This window comes from Gynuella sunshinyii YC6258 (genome assembly GCF_000940805.1).
GTDB lineage: Bacteria > Pseudomonadota > Gammaproteobacteria > Pseudomonadales > Natronospirillaceae > Gynuella > Gynuella sunshinyii.
The window spans coordinates 6,069,153-6,089,093 of the sequence record NZ_CP007142.1; the positions used below are offsets into that span (position 1 = coordinate 6,069,153).

Sequence of the window (19,941 nt, forward strand, 5' to 3'; positions counted from 1 at the left end):
TATTGTTATTGAAGGATTGCTTACTTCGCTTCGGATATTCCGTGTCGTCCAAAAGCGCTGTATAAGCTGGACAAAATTTCGTCTTTATCCCCGGTTTGGGCCCACATAGACTGGACATCGGTCAGAGTGATCAGCTCGGCAATGGCGGAAAAAACCTTTGACTGACTTTCCCGCAGCCGTTGCAAATCGCTGCTCTGAACCGGCACTACATGCATGAACACAAAACGTACAGCCTCATCTGCGCCATCCCAGGTGAACTCATCACTTTTCACGCGGGCAAAACACAGCGACGGCTCGCTGATGTAATGGCTCAGCGCATGCGGTATGGCCATGGAAGCGCCGGCAAAAGTACTGACTTTCTCTTCACGGCTGATCACATCCTGATAAAGCAATGCCGGCGAGTCGGTTCTTTTTACTAAAAACAGCTGACCACACAGGTGGTGGATCAGTTCTTGTTTAGTTGGTGCTTCGATATCCAGCAGGACCATTTCTTTTGTTATTAAATTGGTACCTTTCACAATCATCTCCTAATGACTGTTGCTCAGAAAACTACAGCATCTGATCAAAAATGGTCAAATTTAACAAAAATCAAAAGTGAAAATTTCGGCTTAAATAGGCAATTTCTGATAAATACAATCAAAAAAGATCAAAACTAGTCATTTTTAAGTGCAAAAATTTGATGGGAAAAAGAAATAATCAGATATAATCAATACATTTCAAAATAGATCAAAAAATAAGCAGCCGCCATGAATGAAAGTAGTCGACACCGGAAAATTTTGCAGTACCTGTCCGAACACACTTCAGCCACCGTAACTGAACTGGTTGATTTTCTCGATAAATCCCCGGCTACCATCCGTCGAGACATCACCAAACTGGATGAAAGTAAAAAACTCAAAAAAGTCCGAAATGGTGCTGAGCGGATAGCCATAGAACTGCATCAGAACGATCATGCACTGAAAAGCCTGTACCCGAATATGTCGGACATCCATAACGTGATCGAAAATGACCGTATCGCCCGCAAAGCCGTCGAACTGTGCATGGAGAAAGACAATGTATTTATCAGTGAGGGTGCGGCGACCTTTTTAATGGGGCGCTATTTGCTAAGCCGTAACATTCAGGTCTATACCAACTATATGCCATTGGCGACTTATCTGATTACCGAAGACTTCCCACACCTGATTGTTCTGGGTGGACAATATGTCAAAAACCAAAACCTGTTGGTCTCACCTGACAGACACAAAAACTACCAGGGCCGTTATTTGTTTTGCAGCGGCGATGGCATCACTGAATCCGGGCTGACCAAATCAGGTCTGCTTGCTTTTATGGAAGAAAAAAAGCTGGTCGAACATGTCGATAAGATTGTTGCATTGATTGATAGTGACAAAATAGGAGTGATCGGAGGAGTACTGCTTTTCAGCCTTGATGAACTCGATATCGTTATTACCGGGAAAGACGCTGATCCAGAAATCATTACCCAACTTAAAGAAAAGAATATTGCCGTTTATTTAGTTTAACAATGCTAAAAAACCCTTAAGAGACCTTTGTCGGATTAAGCAATAGGTTTTTCCGACGCCGGAAAAACCGCTCATAAAAACAGGTATCAGAAAAGCTCCCAAAATGATGTCAAAAACTTAAAAATATTCACAGAAATTTTCCATACTGAGAATATGAACACACTTTAAATGCAAGCCTTTTTGCTGATTGTACTTCCTGATTTTGCAAGCCAATATCTATGGTGCAGTTACATAATTTCACCTGGAATATACTCAAAATGAAAACATCCAAAACTCTCCAAATGGCATGTGTCGCAGCTCTTTGTTCCATGGCCATCGCCGCAACCGCAGAAACCACTCAAACATTGGACGACATCCTGCCCTACGGTCGCTCTCTCAAAACCGTAGAGTCTCTTGTTAACGCTCTTGAAAACGGCGCTATCGTCAATGCGTCTGTGGACCTTTCTGCATGTACCAGACAAGACGGCGGAACTGCTTCGCAAACCAGGGGTGGGCTGACCGTCTCTCCTTATCGCCTGCAAGCCGACGGCACACTGTCTTTCTCTGATTCACACTTTACCGTTTCCACCCGTTCCGGCACGCCAATGCCCATCATGCAATTCCTGCGTTATAGCGTTAAACCAGAAGGTGCGATTACAGTCACTTCCTTTATTTTTTCAGTTCCTGACTACCGCCTGACCAGTGAAGTCGGTTTCGATTGTGCTATCAATGACGGAGTCAGCTTCCACGCCGCTTATTGAGCAACCCATTCTGGCCTTTCCAGGCCAGCCTTAGCCTCATAACGGGAACGGATTTGCGAGGCTCTGCGCGATCAACAATAATAGGCCGGCATTTTTTTATTTCTGGATCCCAGCATGACAAAAACCTCTCAAACCCTGTTTGATCGCGCGCGCCAGTTTATTCCCGGTGGAGTGAATTCTCCGGTCCGGGCGTTTAAAAGCGTTGGCGGCACCCCTGTATTTTTTAACCGGGCCAACGGATCGCGCATTTATGACACCGCCGATAAAGCCTACATCGATTACGTTTTGTCCTGGGGCCCTATGATTCTGGGGCACAATGCCAAGGTGATTACCGATGCCATCAAACAACAGCTTGATAAAGCAATTGGCTTTGGCGCTCCTACCGAACTGGAAATCGACATGGCAGAGAAAATCTGTCAGCTTTATCCCGCTATTGATCAGATCCGCATGGTGAACTCTGGAACCGAAGCGACCATGTCTGCCATTCGTTTGGCCCGGGGATATACCGGCCGCGACAAACTGGTGAAATTTGAAGGCTGTTACCATGGTCACGCCGATTCTCTACTGGTAAAAGCCGGTTCTGGCGCGTTGACCTTGGGCGTCCCCACCTCACCTGGCGTGCCTGCCGCAGTGGTTGAACAAACCATTACCTTGACCTACAACGACAGCGATGCCGTCAAGCGCTGTTTTGAAGAGTACGGCGACGAAATCGCCTGCATCATCGTGGAGCCGGTGGCCGGAAATATGAACTGCATTCCTCCAGAGCCCGGTTTCCTGGAAACCCTGCGCGAACAGTGTAGCCAGCACGGCGCAGTACTGATTTTTGATGAGGTCATGTGTGGCTTCCGGGTTGCTCTAAATGGCGCACAGGGTCTGTACGGCATAACACCCGACCTGACCACTCTTGGAAAGGTCATTGGAGCCGGCATGCCAGTAGGCGCTTTCGGTGGCAAACGGGAAATCATGGAACACCTGGCACCCACCGGACCGGTATATCAGGCCGGCACCCTGTCAGGTAACCCGCTGGCCATGGCTGCCGGCCTGGCCATGATGGAGGAGCTGGTCAAACCGGGAGTCTACGAACAGCTGACGGCAAGAACCACACAACTAACCGAAGGACTGCAGGCTCTGGCGGCAAAACACCGCCTGCCATTCCAGACCAATCAAGTGGGTTCGATGTTTGGCCTGTTCTTTTCCGAGGAGACCAACATTCGCCGTTATGATCAGGTAATGAAAGGCAATACTGAGCGCTTTAACCGCTTTTTCCATGGCATGCTCGAAGAGGGGGTTTATCTGGCACCTTCGGCATTTGAAGCCGGATTCATGTCTCTGGCTCACAGTCAGGAGGATATTGAACAGACGCTCGCTGCCGCCGATAAAGTCATGGCCAGTCTGTAAACTGAATTTTTCGGCCAAGCCGTTGTTTTTTATAAATTTTATTTGACAGCGAGACGAACTATCCCTATAGTTCGCCTCGCTTCAATGCCTGGGTGGTGAAATTGGTAGACACGCTAGCTTCAGGTGCTAGTGGCTTCACGGCCGTGGAGGTTCAAGTCCTCTCCCAGGCACCATTTCAAATTTTTGGTGACTTATTTCCGAACACAGAATCGGGATTATCAAGTTAACCAGAGTCAAAATCTTTATTTTCCCTTTCGTTCAGACTTCCAATCAGTTTTTTAATCCCTTTCAACTTCTTTAGCTGTTCTCAACTGCTGAACTTGAACAGAGTTTCAGCTTAGGTCGATTCCAGTCGTTGAAATAACAGCTTATGAACTGAGGCTTTCATCGATGATGGAAACAGATACACCAGAGCGACCCTATGGAAGTGTTAACGCTATTGTTTAGAGATCACCGGTGGCGGAGGGAAACAAAAAGACTGGAACACGCTTTAGCGCAAATGACCTTCGAGCTGATTAAACCAGGCAACTTGAGGCTGATGCCTGTTCACAGCAAACACCCGCCCTCATGTCTGGGTGCGATATTTCTCCCGGTTTTCCTGTTTCTTGGCTTCGCTTTTTTTAATTAACACGTATACCGCTCCGACGCCGCCATGGTGGCGCTGGGCACTGTGAAATGCCAATACTTCGGGAATTTCCCGCAACCAGCGGTTGGTATAACTTTTCAGTAATGCTGGAGGATCACCTTTCTCACCTTTGCCATGGAGAATAATGGCGCAGCGGGCATCGTAGCGCAGGCAATCCTGGATAAACCGGATCACCTGACGACGCGCCTGTTCCACTGTCTGATGATGCAAATCCAGCCGCGCTTCCACAGGATATCGACCTTGCTTCAGGCGACGGAATACGCCATGAGCCAGCCCTGGCCGTTTATAGCCGATCACGTCTAAAGGATGTACCAACTCAAGGTGGTCAATACTCAGGCCATTTTGATCCACGGATTTATCTGTCTGAGCATCCCGCCGACGTTGCTGCTGACCGGGAGATTGTTCACTACCAGTGTGTTTGTTCAGCACAACACGAGTCTTGGTCTTGAGTGGTTTGACACCCTTCATCTCAGCCAGGAAGGCCTGTAAATCATCTTTCTGATCAGACAAATTTTGCTCCGGTTTTTATCCAATCCACCTTTAATAGGGGCGGTACATCATTTAGACAAGACAGGAGTCTTCCCTTCAAAAGACCTTAGCTATGCAATGTGAATGCAGCGTGCGCCATCAGGCACACATATGGTGAGCCAGCTCACGGATCTCAGGGATCACCCGGCGGGCATTTTCGCTCAGCAGGGCTTTAATGCTGTCATCCATCCGGAACGGAAACCAGCTCTGGATCTGATCCAGTACCCGCCCGAGGTCGTTGTGATCCATGTTCCGGGACATCACCACCCCGGCCAGCACAATCTTCACATCAGGACCATCCCGATGGATTTTACGCAGAATATTGGAAATGGCCTGAATCTGCTGCACGACCGCACCAGGTAACTTCCAGTGGGCCAACAGTATGGATGACGCCTCAAACCGGTTGATTCCCAACGCCCGCTGCTCGATCCGTATCTGCTCCTGCAGGCTCTGACTTTCGTTCAATAATGGCCAGACGACTTTGATTTCCTGCGGCCGCAATGATGCCAACAACAGCAAGCCGATCTGGGCCAGCAGCGCCACGAGATAATGCTGATGACAGACAGCCTTGTTGTTTCCTGCCTGGTGCGATAACTGCTCCGCCCACCAGGCAGCGCTCAGAGACTGGGTCCAGAATTCGCCCAGATCAATCAGGTCCGGATGGTGACGGGTCAGCTCACTGCCGGCCAACATGGCGATTGCCAGATTCATCACCGTATCGGCACCGAGAACATTAATAATGGCCTGCTCCAGTTCAAGTACCGGTGAGGCACCAAAGAAAGCACTATTGGCCATACCGATAATCTTACCTGTCAGTACCGGATCCTGACGGATAATGCTGACCAGACTGCCCATTTCATACTGATCGTCATTCAACAGCATGATCACATCCCGACAAACGCCCGGAGCCGATGGCAGGTGGCTATCCTGTTGCAAATCGATCTGCGGGGTGGAAATCGTACACAGACGGGTCAAGTTGCGGAATTTGGACGGAGTAAGTCCATACCAACCTTTAAACGCGCGTTCAAAAGAGGCCCGTTCCGAAAAGCCCAGCTGATGGGCAATACGGTCGTAGTCGATATCCTGCAACCCCAGTAATTCCAGCGTGCGGGTCTGACGATAACTGGTGATGAGACTTTTAAAGGTGGCGGCTTCGTCAGCCAGACGACGTTTCAGAGTGGATTCGCTCATGGCCATCGCCTGAGCAATTGAGGTCAGCGTGACACCGACCAGACTGTCCATGCCAATCAGAATTTCATAAATCCGCTGAATAAAGGTCGTACCTTTGTGATAACTGTTGAGCATCCGATCCACTTCCGGACGGAGAATCTCAAGCATGGAGGGATTGGCATTGGCCAGATTCTCCACCATCCAACGACTGTCGAAGACACAGCGGATCTTTTGGCTGTTGTATTCCACAAGACATTCGAAGGCCTGTTGCAAACCCTCTTTACGGTCATTGTCGGCCCACGGAAGCTCCAACCGCTCCGGCACACATTGGTTTCCGGCAATTGACCGGATCATACGCAGGATGTTGGCAAATACGTATTCGATGCGACGCTGTACCTGGAGAGTGGCGGTATGACTCAGCTTCATCTCCAGGTAGAGTCCGAATTCATCGTGCCGCATGGTCAGCGGTTCAGTACGTGCGAACAACAATTCCTGAACTCTGGTCAATTGCACAAAGAATTCATGCAGAGAGCTGCAAGACAACAGATAGTAAGAAACCGCACCAAACTGACCAACATCCAGTGAATTCGCCACCTGCAGATGCATATTCTGGTGACCGGTGGTTTCCACCAACCACTGCAACAGCTTCTCAAGGGTTTGCATTTCGACTCTGGACTGTGGATTAAAAGGCCCCCAGTCAAATGGTCCATATAGCCGTTCCGCCAGCTCAAAAACCTCTCCCCGACCCAAAAAATGGTGCCGTACCGGTGCAACAAGCTGCAAAGAATAGCTACTGATCTGATTCACCATGACTGTCCCCAACATTGACTTCTCTATGACCCGGATATCAGTACTTCGACAACCTCAACCGTACCAGACTAAATACTGCCTGACAGACTAACACCGTCAGACTGTTTTTGCGCAGTGGCCGATATCGTCGTGGCAGCTAAAGACATGTACCAACGAAAATCAGCGGTTATGCATATTCGCGCAATGGAGTGAAAGAGGAAAGAGAGACAACGCCACATTTGCTGTGAAAGATGTGCTAAAAACTCTCTCCTATATTCCATTATAGAAGAGAGTCGCGGAATCGCTATACCCGCTGGAAATCGTATATCGACCCCAAATTCAATAAACCGGTCAGTTCATCCAATGCGGTCCGACTTTCCTGCAGCAGCGCCGGGTCACTGAGATCATCAAAACTCAACCGGTCGCGATAGTGTTTGTTCACCCAGGCATTCAGTAGGCCGAACAACTCATCGGTCAGCAGACATCCGCTGTGAACAGCTGCCAATTCGTCTTCGGTAAGAACCACACGCAAACGCAGGCAGGCGGGTCCGCCACCATTTTTCATACTTTGCTTGAGATCAAAAACCAGCAGCTCGTTGATTGGATTGCTGGTATCGCCTACGAGTTGATCCAGAAATACCGATACCGAGGCAATTTCACGGCACTCCAATGGCACCACCAGCACCATGGAGCCATCTGGACGGGATAACAACTGGGAATTGAACAGATACGAATGAATCACATCATTCAATGGCACTTGTTCACCACTGACCCGGATGGTTTTTAACACCCCCAGCCCCAGTTTTTCCTCCAGCTCCTGCAACAATTGCGCTTCGTTCAAAAACGCTTCTTCGTGATAAAACAGCCACTCACGATTACCGACGGCAATAACATCGTTATGAAATACCCCCGCATCGATGGCGTTCGGAGCCTGCTGGGCAAAGACAGTGCGCTGCGGTTCCAGGCCATGCAGCCTGGCAATCGCCTGCGAAGCCTCAAGGGTCTGCCTGGCCGGATATCGGGTCGGACGTGCACTGGTGTAATTGAAAGCGTGCTGCCCATAGACGAACAACTCCACCCCCGGCTGGCCATAATCAACACACAAGCGAGTGTGATTGGCAGCGCCTTCATCACCAAACTGACTGACAGCGGGTAACGCCGGATGATGAGCAAAGACGGTTTCCTCTGCAAAAATCGCCTGCAACATCCGGCTGGTCAATGGATGCTCGATAGAACGATGAAATTTATTATTCAGATTGGCTGCGGTGAAATGTACCCGGCCATCGTGAGTATCTGCACTGGGGGACACGGTGGCAGCGTTGGCCGTCCACATACAGGATGCTGAACTGGCGGCGGCCAGCAGCTCCGGAGCCTGTCTGGCGGCCAGTTGCAGAATGCTGGCTTCAGTGCCACTGAAACCCAGCTGTTTAAGAACCGGAATGTAAGGGCGTTCATGAGGCAACAGGATGCCTTGTTTAAAACCGGCGTCATGCAGCTGTTTCATCTTTGCCAGTCCCTGCAGGGCCGCCTGTTTCGGGTTCGATGATTCCGCCACATTGCGGGCAGATGCCACGTTGCCATAGGACAACCCGGCATAACTGTGTGTAGGGCCAACCAGACCATCAAAATTAACTTCGTAAACGCTCATAATGTTAATCCTGGAGGCAGATTGGCTGGGACGGAGGCCGTATCATCCTCCATCGATGCAACCGGATAAGCACAGTAATCAGCCGCATAAAATGCCGATGGACGGTGATTGCCCGACGCGCCCACGCCGCCGAACGGCGCTGCGCTGGAAGCCCCGGTAATCGGTTTATTCCAATTGATAATGCCGGCCCTGACCTCTTCAACAAACCACTCGTACTCACTGCGCTCATCACTGATCAGTCCGGCCGACAACCCATAGCGGGTGGCGTTCGCCAAACTCAATGCCTCTTCAAATTGCTGGTAACGGTAAACACTCAGCAGAGGGCCAAAATACTCCTGATCAGGCACATCACTGACGCCGGTCAGATCGATAATGCCAGGACCCAGCAGCGCAGTACCGGGCTGCAACGATTGAAGTTCGTACAGCGGCCGGCCGCCGAGTTCACATAAATGCTCCCAGGCTTTGACGATACCCTGTGCGGCCTGTACAGATACCAATGCGCCCATGAAAGGCTGAGGATCAGCATCGTAATGACCAACGGTCAATTTTGCCGTACTGCTAACCAGTGCCGCCAGAAACTCATCCCCGGCATCGCCGACCGGCACCATCAGTCGCCGGGCACAGGTACAACGCTGCCCGGCCGACAGGAATGCCGACGACAGCGTATGGTGAACAGCCCCTTGCAAATTAAAGCGGGAGCCAATGATCAGGGGATTATTGCCACCCATTTCCAGGGCCAGAATTTTGTCCGGCCGACCGGCAAACTGTTGATGCAGTAACTGTCCGGTGTTGGAACTGCCGGTAAAAAACAAACCATCGATACCACTGTGACCGGCCAACGCGATGCCGGTTTCCTTCTCGCCCTGCAGCAGATTCAGCACCCCGGCCGGCAGCCCGGACTGCTGCCAGAGCTGCACGGTTTTTTCGGCAGTTGCCGGGGTCAGCTCACTGGGTTTGAACAGCACGGTATTACCCGCAATCAGCGCCGGGACAATATGACCATTAGGCAGATGTCCCGGGAAATTGTACGGTCCGAATACCGCCACAACGCCATGGGGTCGATGACGCAACACTGTGCGTCCCTGAGGAGTATCGTTTTCACTGAAACCGGTACGTTGTTCGTAAGCGCGGATGGAAATATCGATCTTTCCTTTCATAGCCGCCACTTCGGTACGCGCTTCCCAAAGCGGCTTACCGGTTTCCAGACCGATAATATTGGCCAGCATCTCCTGGTTCTGCTCCAACAATGAGGCAAATGCCCGAACGATGGCTATACGTGCTTCAAGAGAGGTTTTGCGCCATGTCCGCAAAGCGTTCCTTGCCGCCTGCACGGCGCTATCCACCTGTTGTTCAGTGGCGGCGTTACCCTGCCAGACAATGTCATGGGAAATGGAATGAGTGGAGTAAAACAACCCGCCTTCGCCGGCGAGCCATTGGTTATCAATAAACAGCGACTCTGTCATTATGAGGCTCCGTGATTCAGTTAAATAAATGTTATGTCCTGGATAACAGCACCTGGGTATCAGGTAAGCCCTTATGGTCAGAATTTATGTTCGGGGGAGATTCCCACGGCCCGGACCACATCACCCTCACCGACCCCCAGAACATCGGCCTGTTCAGGCGTCAGCGTGACCTGGTCATTGGTGAAGTTAAACCGGCTGCAGGTAATGACCCGCCAATCCGCCAGTTGCCGGTTACACACCATCACGGTATCCAGCTTGGGCTCTTTAATGGCGGCGACTTCGGTACGTATCTTCACCCGGAATAACCGGCTGGCACGCACCGCACGTATCTCCCGCAACCGACACTGCACAGAAGGGCCGGCATCAAAAATGTCGAGATAGTTGTTTTTTCGAAACCCTTCCTGCTCCAACAATGCAAGCGCCGGCTCGGTGTTTTCATGCACCCGGCCAATGACGGCCTGTGCCTCTGGCGACAGAAACGGGACGTAGATGGGATATTTGGGCATCAGCTCGGCAATGAAGGCTTTGTTGCCCAGACCGGTCAGATAGTCGGCTTTGCGAAATTCCATGGAGAAAAAGTGCCGGCCAAGACTTTCCCAAAACGGCGAATGCCCCTGCTCATCGGAAAATCCACGCATTTCGGCAATCACATATTCAGAGAAGCGTTCGCTGAATTCCGCCAGAAACAGGTATCGGCTTTTGCTCAAAAACCGGCCGTTCATCCCTTTCCGATACTGGGGTTTCAAATACAGCGTGCACAGCTCACTCATGCCGGTCTGATCGTTGCTGAGGAACAGAGTGGCGATCTGTTTATGCACACCGAGTTCCTGGGAGGCATGTACGGTATTGCCCAGCCGGTAGTTGTACCAGACGTCCTGATGGCCAATCTGGCTTTCAATCGCACTGATACCGATGATGTTTCCGCTCTGCGTGTCTTCCAACACAAACAGATACAAAGCGTCTTTCTGTTCAACCTGATCAGCAAAGGATTTCACCGAGCGGCTGATTTTGGCCATCATTCGATCATAATTGGCGGGCAAAGTGGTCACGCCGACACCGGATTCCTGTGCCATTTTGAACAGCACTTCCGTTTCTTCGCTAACGATCGGGCGAATCAGATACATGGTGGTTCCTTATAACATCGAGTAACCGGCTACGCTGCCGGCTTCCAGTTGCAGAGCGTCAGCGATTTCCGGATTGATGCGAACAGTATCTCCCACACCATCCACCAGATTACCGATGACACAGCGGAAGTCCCGCAGGCTCTGATTACTGATCAAATATTTCAGACCACCCACCTGATGACTCACCTTAATCTGTTTGGCGTGATAATCCTTAAAGGTCTTCAAAGATTGCTTCTGCGCCATCAGTACCGGACCGCCATCGAAAATATCCACAAACCGGGTCTTGGTAAAACCTTCCGCAAAAAACAGCTGACAGTTCATCGCTGTCTGAGGATGTTCGCGGTTGATGGTTTCCTGGGCTTCGGGACTGAGCAACGGCAGGTAGATAGGATGCTGAGGCATCAGCTCGGCAATAAAGGTTTTACTTTTGACACCGGCATAATAGTCTGCCGTGGCAAAATCGATATCGAAAAATTTCTGTCCAATACTGTTCCAGAATTCTGACTCGCCCTGCTCATTCAGAACCCCCTGAATTTCCGTACACAAACGGTCTGAAAACAGCGACTGAAACGCGCAGTAAAACATCAATCTGGCACGGACCAACAGCGCAAAACCATCGGTATGTTTATGCTCGGGTTTCATTGCAAATGACTTCAATACCGTTGAGCCAGTCAACTCATGGGACAAATGCAATACCGGGATCTGATTTTTCACTTCCAGGTGATGGGAGGCATGAATCAGATCCTCCAGGCGATAATTGAAGAACGGATAGCCCGAACCTGCAGAGGCTTCCAGACCGCACACGCCGATTACACTGCCAGTCTCAAGATCCTCCAGTACAAACATAAAGAACGGAAACTCCACCGCTTCCTGTTCCAGATTGAATGATTTGGTGGACAGGCTGACAATTTCTGCCAGCCGGTCACGATCCTGCGGCAAGCTGGTGACATTGACACCATTCTCAACCAGCAATCGTTCGATTGCCGGGATATCGATGACATTAACCGGGCGTACGATCTGCATATTTCTCAGCCCGCCATTTTCGCCATGGCGTTGGCAATTCTCTGTAAGCCTTCCTCAAGTTCCTCATCGGTCATGTTCAAAGGTGGTAACAGACGCAGAACATTGGGTCCGGCCACGTGTAACATCACGCCCTCAGTATGACCGATGTTCACCAGATCTTTGGCTCGGTCCTGATAGGCAGGGGACATTTCACAGCCGATCAGCAAACCGCAGTTCCGGATATCCTGAAACATCCCATACTGCTCGCCAAGGGCCTGAAGTCGTGATGTCAGTTTTGCCGCTGTCGTTTCAACATGCTGCAGCAGTTCCGGATCTGACAGTAGTTCGACGGCAACTTCGGACACCGCACACGCCAGCGCATTGCCACCAAACGTGGAACCATGGGTACCCACGGTGAAACTGGCGGCGATCTTGTCGGTGGTCAGCATTGCCCCGATCGGGAAACCACAGCCCAGGGCTTTGGCGGAGGTCAGAATATCCGGTACCACACCGTATTTTTCATAGGCGAACAGCTTGCCGCTGCGGCCCATGCCGGTTTGAATCTCATCAAAAATCAACAGTGCGTTGTGTTTCTCGCACAACGCTTTAACCGCTTCCAGATAACCCTCTTTGGCCGGATGGACACCGCCTTCACCCTGCACGGGTTCAATGATCACGGCACAGGTTTTATCGCTGATCGCTGCTTCCATGGCCGCAATGTCGTTATAAGGGACGTGGGAAATGCCACCGGGAGTGGGCTCAAAGCCCTGTTTGTATTTCGCCTGACCGCCGACACTGACGGTAAACAGAGTCCGGCCATGGAAACTGTTCAGGGTGGAAATAATTTCGTGTTTCTGCTCCCCATAATGATCATAGGCATACCGTCTGGCCAGTTTGAGTGCCGCTTCATTGGCCTCAGCCCCGGAGTTACAGAAAAACACTTTCTCGGCAAATGTCAGCTCGCATAACCTGGCCGCCAGTCGCAGTGCCGGCTCGTTGGTCATGATATTGGCCAGGTGCCAGAGTTTTTCGCCCTGGTCTTTCAAGGTCTGCACCAGACGCGGGTGAGAATGACCCAGAGCATTCACGGCGATGCCGGCCACAAAATCGATGTAGTCACGACCGTCCTGATCCCAAAGTCGCGATCCCTGTCCTCGCACAGGAATGATCTTCGCCGGGGAATAATTTGGCACCATAACCTGATCAAATAAATCTCTGCTGACGGAGGGCTTGGAATCTTTCATGTTTTTTCCTTGCTGATACTAAAAGTCAATTAGGCCTGGAATGGCTGAACTCGTGTGCGCAGCCAATACCATGCAACCCGGCTCAATACATTCTAGGGACAATCCGGCTCGAACCCCTTACGGAGTTGCGACAGACGGTTATATATTTGCGGATTCCCCGTTGCGATGGAAGGGACATGTTGCAGATATTGCGGTGTCCGCGTGCTTTATAAGCGAAAGACCGGCAAAATATTGCCGCTGATAACCTAACGGCCTTAATGTTTTTAAGGGTCGCGCCGATTTGCTCCATAAGCCTTGAGACCCAGCAGAGGATGGCGCATGAAAATCAGTGATTCACACGTGTTGTTAAACGGTCAGCAAACCCAATCGGCGCAGATTTCCGATCTCACTAACCTGACTGTCACCATCACTGACCGGGAACAGACTCAGGCGAACCTTGAGTCGTCAGCACAAACTCCGATCTCCCTGTCAGGCAGTCAACGTGAGGCAACGCAGAGCGCGGGCATTACACTGAGCCTGTCGACCACGACCGCTGAGCAGCAACAAATCAGCACCCAATCCTCGGTCACCTATCAGGACAGCGGTGCGACCAGCGAGCACGCTTCCAGCTATCTGGCGGAACACTTGTCACAACAACTGACAGAAACCGAAATAACCGTCAGCCGGGTATTTCCGGCCAGCCGGAGTCAGCAGATCGACAGTAACGTCTACGTATCCGTCGGCAGCGTATTGACTGTCGAACGCCAGGAGAATCTTTCTCTGGAAGCCCTTGGGCAAGTCACCACCGAAGACGGCCGCAGTATCGATTTCATGCTGGCGCTTGATTTCAACCGCCATGTACAACAGCAGCAAACCAATACGTTTGTCGGCAATGTGGACCTGATTGATCCACTGATGATTAATATCAATGGTGGTGCGGTTGAGCTGTCAGATTTGACATTTGAATTCGATCTCAATGCCGATGGTAAACTTGATACCGTCTCACAGACCGCCGCTGGCACTGGATTTCTCGTGTTCGACAAGAACCATAACGGCACCATTGACAATGGTAATGAAATGTTTGGGCCGGCCACAGGTCATGGGTTCGATGAACTCAGGCAATATGATGAGGACGGTAACGGTTGGATCGACGAAAACGACTCCATTTACAGCCAGCTGGGTTTTATGAGTTTTAACGACCAGGGACAGTCCGTTGAGTCACTGGCATCGACGGGCGTTGGTGCGATCTACCTGGGTTCTGTGGCCTCAGACTACGACCTCAACAGTGATTCCGGTGAATTTCAGGGCAGCATCAAACAAAGCGGAGTGGCGCTGAGTGAAGACGGTAAGGTATTACTGGTGCAGGAAGTTCACCTGAAGAACTTCGAAACCCAACCCAGTACCGGCCCATATACTCGAATGGAACAAACCGTGAGCACAGAAGCCGGGGACACTCTGCATGTCGATTCAGCACTGAGCTTCTTCCAGTTTGACGATACCACGCTGGATGCCCGGAATGCCCACACGCTGGTGAGATTATCTTATGGCATGCCGTCGGATTTATCCTCCGGGATACATGCACCACTTACCCGCTCTGCCGAGCGTGATGGTCGTAATCACAGCAACTATGAGGTCAACTGGGAGGTAACAGGTCAGACGGTTGCAAATACTGCAGCGTCACCGCAGCGCAGCAATCACTACTCGCATATACAGCAATGGATTACCAATTCCATGCGTAGCATCTCCACTACTGATAACCATGTTTCGGTGCTGGATCGCCAGCCACAGGTAACTATTCCCGAAGCCGCCCGATTCAGTTTTCTGGAAAACCTGCCCGATCGCTTTGATCTCGGCAGCAAGGATACCGACTCCCGATTACAGGAAATGCGCTCCATGATTGAGAACCTGAAGCGCATGCGGCAACAGCAACAACAATCACTCAAAAATCTTTCGGAATACACCAATATTCAGAATCTGGTTCGTTGATCAGCAGTTTACTTCGCTCCGGCCATCAGCGAAGTTCACCAGTGGCCAGCCAGTGAGCACAGTCACTGTCCAGTTCACGGGCAACCAACTGTTCGTACTTTTCGATCTCTGCGGCACTCAGTACATCCCGCCAACGACCATTATTGCCTTTGTTCATAAAAGTCCGGGCCCCCCCTTTCCAGATCGAACCACCAGCGGGGACATATTTTTCAGCATGGCTTTTCATATGTTCAAAACTGCAATGCTGCAGAATGTCCGGCCACACTGATTCGTCGATCGGTTGTTCGATAAAGTCAGCAATCCTGCGTATTTCACCGGCCATGTCCTGTTTAAGATTGGCAAAATGAACCAGATAGACATTAGGCGAATTACGAAGAGACCACCAGGAACGAATATGATGCCAGAACGACCAGAACGGCTCCCCGTCATGATCCAGCCAATAGTGAAAATACTCAACCACAGACATATCAAGGCGAGGCATCTGTGGAAGCTCGGTTTTACCGCTCTTTTCAGCCAGTTGTCGTTGCTGATCATGATCAATATTGACGACATGGTTGTATAAACTCCACAACACATCCCGACCATCGCGACCAATATAAATGTATTTGGCGTTATCGTTGAACAACAGAGCATCCGCTGGCAAATGGGTTTTAATAAAGCGCCGGTGCGCCTGTGCTTCGAGCTGGGCCAGAACAGCTTCTTTGGGTGAAAAGGCAAAATCGAGCCAAGGGGATATCTCAGCCACGTCATGTGTTTCTTCACCCGAAAAAATCAGTTGCGACACGATTTGCTGCATCCATGTCGTTCCTGACTTCGAATAAGTACCAATGACGATATCATCATTACGATATTGGAAATCATTCCAAATGGTGGAATCAATTATGCTTTTTTGAAGCTCAGTGGTTTTTACCGGACTTATCATTTGATTCATACATCTATCTCCTCTGTTTCCCGCAAACATCATATGTCCGCACATACCTTTCCCCCATAAAGCATTAGTAGGATGCATCGACAGATTTTCGTTATCTTTATGAAGAATTTATCGTACCGAAAGAAACCGGATGACTTATAAACAGTTGTTAATCAACAGCATTCATAACAATTAACAACAAAATCAAAAATATTTTTTTATTTAACACTTTATTAAGAGTCTTTTTTTACATAAATGCCATTCATAACGGATGTTATTCTCGGACTTATGGGGATATATTCACGACGGATCTGCAATAAGGCGTATTCATTATTTCTGCCCGATATTCAGAAATGCGATGTTAAACATCCGCAGCAGGGCGAATAAATATGCTTCGAAAAAAACCGTTTTTCCAGCATCCCGTCAGAGAACAATTTTTTGACTGAGACGGCGTTCTTCACTTGGCGTAATACCGTATTGGCTGCGGTATGCCGTACTGAAATGAGCACCACTGGAAAAGCCACAACTCAGACCAATATCTGCAATACTATCGGAGCTGTTCAGTAGCATCTGGCGGGCTTTTTCAAGGCGGATCTGTTGATAATATTTTGATGGCACCGAATCAAGATGCTTCTTAAACAGTCGCTCCAGTTGCCGACGGGATATTTTGACATGAACAGAAATATCATCTGTCGTTAATGGTTCTTCGATATTGGCTTCCATCAACGCCAAAGCTTCAGCCAGTTTAGGTTGTTCCGCCTGCGTACGTTTGGACAGAGGAACCGGCGCCATGCGCGGGTGATTCCCCAATCGTTCATCCACAAAGTACTGCGCCACCACCTGTGCCAATTCCATCCCCTGCTGACGAGCCAGCAGAAACAGCATCATATCCAGCGAGGCGGTTCCCCCCCGGCAGGTATAGCGGTTGCGATCCACCGCATAAACATCGGTTGACAACACCACGGACTTAAAGGAACTCATGATCTCCTCATACTTCCACCAGTGAATGACCGCCCGATAACCATTGAGCAATCCAGCTCTGGCGAGGTCATAACTGCCGGTGGCGATGCCAGCCAGCACGCTGTCCGGGTCCAGTTCCGCCAACCAGGTGTGAAGTATTTCTTCATGCTGATAGGTCCCCGGAGAAGTACCGGCGATAAAGTACGCGTCCATAGGTCCCAAAGTGTCCAGACAATGCTCGCAGGTCACTTTGTTACCCAGAGAAGAGACAGAGCTGTTGCCAGTCAGACAGGCATTTTCAATGCGATAATACTCTTCGCCCATCAATTGATTACACACCAGCAGCGCTTCGACCGCCGATACATAACTGATCGATGAATACCCAGGCATCAACACAAAACCAATTCTCAACGGATAACTCCTTATACTTTTTCTGATCATTTAACCATGATCACCTTAACAGATCTGCGGATGAATCGTATTTCCAGCACAACGTTCACTATCAACAGCCAGGGCCTGACAAGAGATAATGGCAAGAAAACTCTGATACTTACATAATGAAACAATGTTAGCGCTGATCTGTCTGAATCTTTTTATCCCGCTCTACAGTAATCTGATAGATATCAGGTTGTTTCTCTTTGAGAGTATGCTGTTGATTACACTCATTCCTTTTAAAAATCACGAGATTGCTCAGCAGTTCAACTGTGCGGATGAATTTATTTTCATTGATGAACGGGGCAATATCGAAGCGGAAATCAATGCTGCCTCCAGCCTGACCGGTCTTGATCCTCTTCATGAGCAAAGGCTGGCGGAGCTGATTGGTGCCTTTTCATCATGTCGGGTGTTGGTTAAGGAAATTACCTTGAGTTGCGCTTTGCTGCTGGAGGAACACGGTGCAACCATCTGTAAGATTGACGACAGCATCCGATTCCTGCATCAGCTCCATTCGTCATCCCATAAGCAACCACAATAACCATGCACTATTGCCGCGCCATTATAAAGTGATAAACCGATCAGCGGCTGGCACCGTGCCGGTGATCTCTTCTGTCTGCAAATGCTCCACCCTCGCGTACTCCGACCCCTGCCGCAGCCAGGTCAGCAACTGGGCTATTTCCGTTGGAGATCCGTGAGCCTCCACCTCCACCCGGCCATCGGCGAGATTTCTGGCATGACCGGTAATCCCCAGGGATGCCGCCATTTGTTTGGTGGAATAACGAAAACCTACTCCCTGAACCCGACCGGTTACCAACACCCGTACCGATTTCATCTGACTCATGATTTACTCCCGGAATTGTCATAAGACGTCACAAACAAAGCTTATCATCAATAGTGGGATATCGTTCCATATTCAGGCGTGTTCACACTCATGACTACCGGGAAAGAAATGATGAATACCCCCCGTTTCAGATATCGCATTCGTCGCTTATCTGCAATCAGCGAGAAGTGTTTTAAAAAACCGCAATACAACATCCGGTGTTTCAAACGGCGAAAAATTTTACGGAATCCCGTCAGTCGTCTATATCGGCGTTCTGCCTCATTACGTTTTTGTACATCTTCTTTTCATACTGCCTGAATCCTCCTTAAGTAGTACATCACTGCTGTGTCTTATTTCCTTCATAGTTCTTATTCATAATAACGCAGGTGCGCTCCCAACCGCCGTTTTTAATATCCTCAGTAACTTTCTGCCTTCCGATGTATCTTCTGATTGTTATCATCTACAACGATCATATGAATTTTAGTTGACTATCCCCTTCTCGACTTGCCGATCTGATCCACAATGGTCCAGTTGTGGACAAACCCTGGCAGCGCTCTATCTTCATCTGGCTTAAACATCAGCAAGACAATTGGTTTTACCGACCCCAAAAAGGTGATCCGGTTCAAGTCTCGGCCCAGAAATTAAAAATGTCATTGTAATGGAAGGATATATTCCGTTTAAATCGATAGATAATACTGAAAGCAATGTCAGTCGTGATCACTCATTGACGATCATTAATATCTATGAGTCCAGAAACTGAAAATGTCATTGTAAAGACAGGATATTTTCCATTTAAATCTACAAAAAATACTGAAAGCAATGTCGCTTATGGTCACTCATTGACGATCATTAAAGTCTATTCAGATACGGACAATTACAACACATTCTGGAAAATAACAATGATTGATTCAAAAGCGGCAGCACTTATGAATCCGGTACAACAGAAAAACCTGATGAGGCAAAAGTGCCAGCCATGTACTCGGCGGTTGTCTGAGGATCAGTTAAGGTTATTCGACCCGGAATCGGTGCAGACAGATCTCCCGGCAGCCAAGAACGAACCCACCATCATTCTGGTGAGGTGGATCAAAAAATTTACCGCCGCCCGAGAACAATCACTCAACGTAGAGCAGCATTCTCAACGGCGCCAGGACAAAGCCGTGCCGTTGTTGGCAAACTGCAAAATCCGCCAGAATTCTCAGACAGCGCCACCGAAACCGGTCTTGGGCAAAACAACTCAATACTCCCTGAACCAATGCTCCAGACTGGTACGCTACTATGAGAACGGCTTGCCGGACCTTAACAATAACGCCGATGAGCGGGCCATCTGGCCCTTCGCCGCCGGCCGTATGCATTGGTTCTTTGCCAATACCTCTCGTGGTGGGCGCACCAATGTCTTTTTTCACCACTTTATTGAAACCTGTCAGCTTCAAGGTCATGAGCCGTATACGTACCTGAAACATCTCTTTAAATCCTGCCCAAATCGACCGGTGCGAAAGACTGCAAAGTCTTACTGCTCTGTCATCTGGATGTAAGTACGGAAAGAGAGATGACCGGGGAACTATAGACCAGGGTTTGTGGATCACTT

General features: G+C 49.7%; 17 protein-coding genes and 1 tRNA gene. 7 read left to right on the plus strand and 11 right to left on the minus strand.

Annotated features, from left to right (window positions below):
- Positions 1–20 precede the first annotated feature (20 nt).
- On the minus strand, positions 21–518 hold the full coding sequence (locus tag YC6258_RS25200; protein ID WP_245626987.1) for a PTS sugar transporter subunit IIA: 498 nt from the start codon (positions 516–518) through the stop codon (positions 21–23).
- Positions 519–746: 228 nt separating this feature from the next.
- Here YC6258_RS25200 and ulaR point away from each other — a divergent pair, with 228 nt between their 5' ends.
- From ulaR to YC6258_RS25220, 4 genes are all read left to right on the plus strand, one after another.
- Entirely contained in the window at positions 747–1,514 is a 768-nt protein-coding gene (ulaR, locus tag YC6258_RS25205) for an HTH-type transcriptional regulator UlaR (protein ID WP_044619330.1), read from the plus strand.
- Between the two features lie 257 nt (positions 1,515–1,771).
- Positions 1,772–2,254, plus strand: coding sequence for a VirK family protein (locus YC6258_RS25210; RefSeq protein ID WP_052830573.1), 483 nt, complete (start codon positions 1,772–1,774; stop codon positions 2,252–2,254).
- Between the two features lie 114 nt (positions 2,255–2,368).
- Positions 2,369–3,652, plus strand: coding sequence for a glutamate-1-semialdehyde 2,1-aminomutase (hemL, locus tag YC6258_RS25215; protein ID WP_044619331.1), 1,284 nt, complete (start codon positions 2,369–2,371; stop codon positions 3,650–3,652).
- 86 nt (positions 3,653–3,738) lie between these two features.
- Positions 3,739–3,825, plus strand: a tRNA-Leu gene (locus YC6258_RS25220).
- Positions 3,826–4,217: 392 nt separating this feature from the next.
- Here the strand turns inward: YC6258_RS25220 and smrA are convergent.
- From smrA to YC6258_RS25255, 7 genes are all read right to left on the minus strand, one after another.
- Positions 4,218–4,808 carry a DNA endonuclease SmrA gene (smrA, locus tag YC6258_RS25225; protein WP_082070893.1) on the minus strand — a complete coding sequence of 197 codons (591 nt, stop codon included), beginning with the start codon at positions 4,806–4,808 and terminating at the stop codon, positions 4,218–4,220.
- Positions 4,809–4,925: 117 nt separating this feature from the next.
- Positions 4,926–6,821, minus strand: a complete 1,896-nt coding sequence (locus YC6258_RS25230; protein WP_044619332.1) for an HDOD domain-containing protein — start codon at positions 6,819–6,821, stop codon at positions 4,926–4,928.
- 268 nt (positions 6,822–7,089) lie between these two features.
- Positions 7,090–8,433, minus strand: coding sequence for an N-succinylarginine dihydrolase (gene astB, locus YC6258_RS25235; RefSeq protein WP_044619333.1), 1,344 nt, complete (start codon positions 8,431–8,433; stop codon positions 7,090–7,092).
- The gene (gene astD, locus YC6258_RS25240; RefSeq protein WP_044619334.1) at positions 8,430–9,896 is read right to left on the minus strand and encodes a succinylglutamate-semialdehyde dehydrogenase; all 1,467 of its coding nucleotides are present in this window, start codon (positions 9,894–9,896) and stop codon (positions 8,430–8,432) included. Before astD ends, astB begins: the two co-directional genes overlap by 4 nt.
- Before the next feature lie 77 nt (positions 9,897–9,973).
- Positions 9,974–11,020, minus strand: coding sequence for an arginine N-succinyltransferase (astA, locus tag YC6258_RS25245; protein ID WP_044619335.1), 1,047 nt, complete (start codon positions 11,018–11,020; stop codon positions 9,974–9,976).
- A gap of 9 nt (positions 11,021–11,029) precedes the next feature.
- The gene (locus tag YC6258_RS25250; RefSeq protein ID WP_044619336.1) at positions 11,030–12,043 is read right to left on the minus strand and encodes an arginine N-succinyltransferase; all 1,014 of its coding nucleotides are present in this window, start codon (positions 12,041–12,043) and stop codon (positions 11,030–11,032) included.
- A 5-nt stretch (positions 12,044–12,048) separates the two neighbouring features.
- Entirely contained in the window at positions 12,049–13,266 is a 1,218-nt protein-coding gene (locus YC6258_RS25255; protein WP_044619337.1) for an acetylornithine/succinyldiaminopimelate transaminase, read from the minus strand.
- A gap of 318 nt (positions 13,267–13,584) precedes the next feature.
- On the opposite strand from YC6258_RS25255, the gene YC6258_RS27745 reads away from it, so the two are divergent.
- Positions 13,585–15,231 (plus strand): EF-hand domain-containing protein, encoded by a 1,647-nt coding sequence (locus YC6258_RS27745; protein WP_052830574.1) that lies wholly within the window; start codon positions 13,585–13,587, stop codon positions 15,229–15,231.
- A 25-nt stretch (positions 15,232–15,256) separates the two neighbouring features.
- Here YC6258_RS27745 and YC6258_RS25265 read toward each other — a convergent pair whose 3' ends face one another.
- Both YC6258_RS25265 and YC6258_RS25270 read right to left on the minus strand, forming a co-directional pair.
- Entirely contained in the window at positions 15,257–16,162 is a 906-nt protein-coding gene (locus tag YC6258_RS25265) for a sulfotransferase domain-containing protein (protein WP_044619338.1), read from the minus strand.
- Between the two features lie 402 nt (positions 16,163–16,564).
- Positions 16,565–17,512: a GlxA family transcriptional regulator gene (locus YC6258_RS25270; RefSeq protein WP_169749028.1), complete on the minus strand. Its 948-nt coding sequence runs from the start codon at positions 17,510–17,512 to the stop codon at positions 16,565–16,567.
- A gap of 241 nt (positions 17,513–17,753) precedes the next feature.
- On the opposite strand from YC6258_RS25270, the gene YC6258_RS25275 reads away from it, so the two are divergent.
- Positions 17,754–18,074: a hypothetical protein gene (locus tag YC6258_RS25275; protein WP_144407745.1), complete on the plus strand. Its 321-nt coding sequence runs from the start codon at positions 17,754–17,756 to the stop codon at positions 18,072–18,074.
- A 21-nt stretch (positions 18,075–18,095) separates the two neighbouring features.
- On the opposite strand, the gene yccX is transcribed toward YC6258_RS25275, so the two are convergent.
- On the minus strand, positions 18,096–18,377 hold the full coding sequence (gene yccX, locus YC6258_RS25280) for an acylphosphatase (protein ID WP_044619341.1): 282 nt from the start codon (positions 18,375–18,377) through the stop codon (positions 18,096–18,098).
- 878 nt (positions 18,378–19,255) lie between these two features.
- On the opposite strand from yccX, the gene YC6258_RS25285 reads away from it, so the two are divergent.
- Positions 19,256–19,888 carry an IS66 family transposase gene (locus tag YC6258_RS25285; RefSeq protein WP_044619342.1) on the plus strand — a complete coding sequence of 211 codons (633 nt, stop codon included), beginning with the start codon at positions 19,256–19,258 and terminating at the stop codon, positions 19,886–19,888.
- Positions 19,889–19,941: the final 53 nt, after the last annotated feature.